Source organism: Xanthomonas sp. SHU 166 (assembly GCF_000364685.1).
Lineage (GTDB): Bacteria > Pseudomonadota > Gammaproteobacteria > Xanthomonadales > Xanthomonadaceae > Xanthomonas_A > Xanthomonas_A sontii.
This window is the reverse complement of the sequence record NZ_AQOJ01000086.1, coordinates 1-4,897: the sequence shown is the minus strand read 5'-3', so window position 1 is coordinate 4,897 and position 4,897 is coordinate 1. Positions and strand designations below refer to the sequence as shown.

Sequence of the window (4,897 nt, the reverse complement as noted above, 5' to 3'; positions counted from 1 at the left end):
GCCGCGGCCCCGGCCGAGGTGCCGGCCAGCAAGCCGCCGGTGGCGCCGTCGCACCGCGCGCCGGCCGAGCCGCCGGCACCGAAGCCGGCACTGTCCAGCGGCAAGCCCGCCGACATCGAATGCAAGATGGTGGTGCTCGGCGCCGGTCCCGGCGGCTACACCGCCGCGTTCCGCGCCGCCGACCTGGGCTTGGACACGGTGCTGATCGAGCGCTACGCCAGCCTCGGCGGCGTCTGCCTCAATGTCGGCTGCATCCCGTCCAAGGCGCTGCTGCATGCGGCCGCGGTGATCGATGAGGTCGCCCATGCCGGCGATTTCGGCGTGGACTTCGGCAAGCCCAAGATCACCCTGGACAAGCTGCGCGAGTACAAGGAAAAGGTGGTCGGCAAGCTCACCGGCGGCCTGGCCAGCATGGCCAAGCAGCGCAAGGTGCGCACCGTCACCGGCGTGGCGTCGTTCGTGTCGCCGAACGAGCTGGAGATCGTCGGCGCCGACGGCAAGACCCAGTTGCTGCGCTTCGAGCACTGCATCGTCGCCGCCGGCTCGCAGGCGGTGAAGCTGCCGAATTTCCCGTGGGACGACAAGCGGGTGATGGACTCCACCGACGCACTGGAACTGCAGGAGATCCCCAAGACCCTGCTGGTGGTCGGCGGCGGCATCATCGGCCTGGAAATGGCCACCGTGTACAGTGCGCTGGGCAGCAAGGTCACCGTGGTCGAGTTCATGGACCAGCTGATGCCGGGCGCCGACAAGGACCTGGTCAAGCCGCTGGCCGACCGCTTGAAGAAGCAGGGCGTGGAGGTCCATCTCAAGACCAAGGCGGCCGAGGTCAAGGCCGACAAGAAGGGCATCACCGTGACCTTCGAAGCCGCCACCGCGGGCGAGACGCCGGCGCTGGCCGCCACCACCTACGACCGCGTGCTGGTCGCGGTGGGTCGCGCGCCCAACGGCAAGAAGATCGGCGCCGACAAGGCCGGCATCAACGTCACCGAGCGCGGTTTCATCCCGGTCGACCGGCAGATGCGCACCAACGTGCCGCATATCTTCGCCATCGGCGACATCGTCGGTAACCCGATGCTGGCGCACAAGGCCACCCACGAGGGCAAGCTGGCCGCGGAAGTGGCCGCCGGCGAGAAGAAGGAGTGGGTGGCGCGGGTGATCCCGTCGGTGGCCTACACCAACCCGGAAATCGCCTGGGTCGGCGTCACCGAGACCGAGGCCAAGGCCAAGGGCCTGAAGGTCGGCGTGGCCAAGTTCCCGTGGGCGGCCAGCGGCCGCGCGATCGGCATCGGCCGCACCGAGGGCTTCACCAAGCTGATCTTCGACGAGGAGACGCACCGCATCGTCGGCGGCGCGATCGTCGGCGTGCACGCCGGCGACCTGCTGGCCGAGATCGGCCTGGCGATCGAGATGGGCGCGGAGGCCGAGGACATCGGCCACACCATCCACGCGCATCCGACCCTGAGCGAATCGGTCGGCATGAGCGCCGAGGTCTACGACGGCACCATCACCGACCTGTACATCCCGAAGAAGAAGTGACGCCGCCCGGCGCGACCGTGCCGCTGCGTGCGGTGCGGTCGCGGCCGTGGTGAATCCACGCATGGAGGTTGCCGTGGGGCAGGGCACCCTGTGTCCCGAACTGCAGGCGCTGCTGCAGCGCGAACTGGCCAGCGGCAACCGCATCGCCGAGCCGCCGCGCCGGACCGACTGGCCGCATCCGGGCTCGGTCTTCGTGTCGCTGAAGCGCGACCTGCGCAGCGACGTGGCGGCGCTGCCGGCGACGGTGCAACACGCGATCTGCACCGATCCGCACTACGGCTGGCACGACGAGTGCTACTGCACGACGCACCAGCATCTGCTGGTGGCGGGAGCGACCAAGCCGCCGTGAGCCTGTGTCGGCTGCCGCGGTCGCTGCCGCCGCCTCTGCCGCCGCCTCTGCGATCTGCTGCGCACCCCGTTGAACGACAAAACCCCGCATCGCTGCGGGGTTCTGCATGGAACTGCTCGCGGGTCCCGGGTTCCGGGTCCCGAAAGATCAGAACGCGAAGGTCACGCCCGCGACCGGACCCTTGAACTCCTGCTTCAGGCCGATCGCGGCGTTGCCGCCCTTGCGGTCCACGTCGAGCTTGAACCAGTCGTAGCCGGCAAAGATGCCGAAGTTGCGGGTGAAGCGATACTCGGCGATGGCATTGGCGCGGCTCAGGTCGCCGTCGTATTTCTTGAAATCGCCCCACTTGGTGTTGACGTACTGCCCCTGCACATTGAACAGCCAGTGTTCGTTCGGGTGCGCGGTGAAGCGCAGGCCGACCACCGGCGCGGCGCCGTCGTCGCTTTCGTCGACGAAGGTGCCTGTGTACAGCGGGCCCAGGTCGGCATAGGCCTTGCCGTTGACCTTGGCCCACTCGGCACCGAGCTGCAGGCCCATGCTGAACTGCGGCGTATCGATCACAGAGTAGTCGTACACCAGGCTGGCGACCTGATATTTCAGTTGGCCCTTGACGAAGCTGCCCGACGGCACAGTGACGCCGCCATAGCTGACGTCCTGGCCCAGCTCCTCGCGGCGGTCCTTGTCGTACTTGAAGTAGTCGAAGATCAGGCGCTGGCGGGTGCTGATGCGGAACACGCCGTCCACGCGCGGCTCCCACTCTTTGCCGCCCAGCTTGAAGTCCTGCGACCCGGAGATGGCATTGCCGTTGATGACGGTGTTGCCGCGCAGGGTGTTGTTGTTGTCGACGTTCATCGCGCCCAGGCGCAGGGTGAAGCGGTCGTCGCCGTCTTCGGCGTGGGCGGGCAGGGCGTAAGCGGCGGCGAGCGCGCACGGCAGCGCCAGGGCAAGCAAGTGTTTCATGGGGGACAAGCTCCGTCGTCTTGGGATTTTTTTGATGAGGCGTCGATGGCTGGGCCACCGCGTGCCGTCACTATCCTTAAATTTGCGTCCACCATTCGTGAAAGTATGGTGGCCCGGGCCGCCACGCCCGTCCCAGAACGCGCAACGAAAAGAGCCCCGGGAGGACCGGGGCTCGGTGGGTCTGCGCTGTGGGCCGACGAGGATGGGCGCAGTCCCTGTCCGATCAGACAGCGCAGTGGACAGAAAGTTCCTCCGCAAAGGCGTGCTGCAACGCCGCATTCGGTGCCGGCGGCGGGCGGTGGCCGTGTTATCGTCTACGGGCGGATGGGCATTCGCACGCGGTCAGGACCCCTGGCGGTTGTCTCGCAAATTGTCCCATTGCTATAATTCCGCGGCTCGACGGACGCGAAGACGTCCTCAATCCACCACCAATTGCAGGATTTTCTGTGCTGAACTCCGTTGATGCGGGTCGGCGGCTGATGCTGCGCGCAGCGATTTACCCGCTGGTGGCGGTGGCCGTGGTGTCCCTGCTGTTCCTGCTGCTGGGACCGAAATACGCGATGGGCGCCGCCGCAACCGGGCTGGCGACCGTGGCAGGGGGATGGCTGGCCGCACGCACCGCGCTCAATGGCGGCGTGCAGGCGGCGGGTTCGGCGCTGGCGCGGTTGATCGTGGCCATGGTGCTGAAGTGGGTGTTGGTGTTCGCGGTGCTGGCGCTGGGCTTTGCCTGGTGGCGGTTGCCTCCTCTGGCCCTGTTGGCGGGTATCGCCGTCGGGCTGATGTTCCAGGTTCTGGCTCTGGCCAGGCGTTGATCGAATCAAGAAAAGGCTCAGGACTCATGGCGGGCGAGGCAGAAACCCCTACCTCCTACATCCAGCACCATCTGCACAACCTCACCTTCCAGGTGCAGGAAGGCGGGTTCTGGCAATTGCATGTCGACACCCTGGTGATGTCGCTGCTGATGGGCCTGCTGATGGTGTTCGGCTTCTGGCTGGCCACGCGCAAGGCCACCGCGGGCGTGCCCGGCAAGTGGCAGGCGTTCGTGGAAATCATGCTGGAGTTCGTCGACCGCCAGGCCAAGGACACCTACCACGGCACCAGCAAGCTGGTGACCCCGATCGCGATCACCCTGTTCTTCTGGATCCTGTTGATGAACCTCATCAAGATGATCCCGGCGGACTTCCTCGCGATCCCGCTGGGCTGGGTCGGCGTGCACTACTGGAAGCCGGTGCCCACCGCCGACGTCAATGCCACCCTGGGCATGTCGATCAGCGTGTTCTTCCTGATGCTGTTCTTCTCGCTGCGCTCCAAGGGCGTGGGCGGGATGACCAAGGAATTCCTCACCGCGCCGTTCGGCAAGTGGATGCTGCCGTTCAACCTGATCCTCAATATCGTCGAATGGCTGAGCAAGCCGGTGTCGCTGGCGATGCGACTGTTCGGCAACATGTTCGGCGGCGAGATCGTGTTCCTGCTGATCTGGGTGCTGGGCGGTGCCGGCATCCTCGGTGCGCTGGCCGGCGGCGCGTTCGGCTTCGGCTGGATGCTGTTCCACCTGCTGGTGATTCCGCTGCAGGCGTTCATTTTCATGATGCTGTCCATCGTGTACCTGAGCCTGGCGGAAGACAGCCACTGACGTTTCTGTTTCACGCGTTCTAAGCAACCCTTCGTTCGATTCACCATCCTCAAGCAACTTTGTTCCTGGAGAAAACCATGTACTTCGCCGTCCTGACCAACCTCGCCCAAGTCCAGAGCTCCACCGTCCTCGCCGTCGGCATCATGATCGGCCTGGCCGCGCTGGGCGCCGGCCTCGGTCTGGCCATCATGGCCGGCAAGTTCCTGGAATCGGCCGCGCGCCAGCCGGAACTGATCCCGGTGCTGCAGGTCCGCATGTTCATCACCGCCGGCCTGATCGACGCCGCGTTCATCATCAGCGTCGCGGTCGGCCTGCTGTTCGCGTTCGCCAACCCGATGATCGGCGAGTTCGTCGCGCGTCTGCCGCAGGGCGGTTGATCCCGTCGTACCGGCGTGCGGTCGCCATCGGCGGGGGCC

The 4,897-nt window shown here is 66.2% G+C and carries 6 protein-coding genes; 5 read left to right on the top strand and 1 reads right to left on the bottom strand.

Translation table 11 applies throughout. From position 1 onward, the window contains the following. Together lpdA and D180_RS03560 are read left to right on the top strand one after the other, a co-directional pair. The coding region (gene lpdA, locus D180_RS03565; RefSeq protein WP_017911698.1) for a dihydrolipoyl dehydrogenase at positions 1-1,539 on the top strand (1,539 nt) is incomplete at its 5' end. Between the two features lie 61 nt (positions 1,540-1,600). Then, on the top strand, positions 1,601-1,888 hold the full coding sequence (locus tag D180_RS03560) for a hypothetical protein (RefSeq protein ID WP_017911697.1): 288 nt from the start codon (positions 1,601-1,603) through the stop codon (positions 1,886-1,888). A gap of 147 nt (positions 1,889-2,035) precedes the next feature. Here D180_RS03560 and D180_RS03555 read toward each other — a convergent pair whose 3' ends face one another. Next, positions 2,036-2,848 (bottom strand): hypothetical protein, encoded by an 813-nt coding sequence (locus tag D180_RS03555; RefSeq protein WP_017911696.1) that lies wholly within the window; start codon positions 2,846-2,848, stop codon positions 2,036-2,038. A 446-nt stretch (positions 2,849-3,294) separates the two neighbouring features. On the opposite strand from D180_RS03555, the gene D180_RS03550 reads away from it, so the two are divergent. From D180_RS03550 to atpE, 3 genes are all read left to right on the top strand, one after another. After that, on the top strand, positions 3,295-3,660 hold the full coding sequence (locus D180_RS03550; protein ID WP_026143249.1) for an ATP synthase subunit I: 366 nt from the start codon (positions 3,295-3,297) through the stop codon (positions 3,658-3,660). A 26-nt stretch (positions 3,661-3,686) separates the two neighbouring features. Then, entirely contained in the window at positions 3,687-4,481 is a 795-nt protein-coding gene (atpB, locus tag D180_RS03545; protein ID WP_017910289.1) for a F0F1 ATP synthase subunit A, read from the top strand. A 77-nt stretch (positions 4,482-4,558) separates the two neighbouring features. Then, positions 4,559-4,858 carry a F0F1 ATP synthase subunit C gene (gene atpE / locus D180_RS03540; protein ID WP_010340497.1) on the top strand — a complete coding sequence of 100 codons (300 nt, stop codon included), beginning with the start codon at positions 4,559-4,561 and terminating at the stop codon, positions 4,856-4,858. The last annotated feature ends 39 nt before the right edge of the window (positions 4,859-4,897 follow it).

Bases quoted from the DNA above. Each gene is read 5' to 3' on its own strand.
- atpE (WP_010340497.1), top strand. From the start codon at position 4,559: ATGTACTTCGCCGTCCTGACCAACCTCGCCCAAGTCCAGAGCTCCACC.
- D180_RS03555 (WP_017911696.1), bottom strand. From the start codon at position 2,848: ATGAAACACTTGCTTGCCCTGGCGCTGCCGTGCGCGCTCGCCGCCGCT.
- atpB (WP_017910289.1), top strand. From the start codon at position 3,687: ATGGCGGGCGAGGCAGAAACCCCTACCTCCTACATCCAGCACCATCTG.
- D180_RS03560 (WP_017911697.1), top strand. From the start codon at position 1,601: ATGGAGGTTGCCGTGGGGCAGGGCACCCTGTGTCCCGAACTGCAGGCG.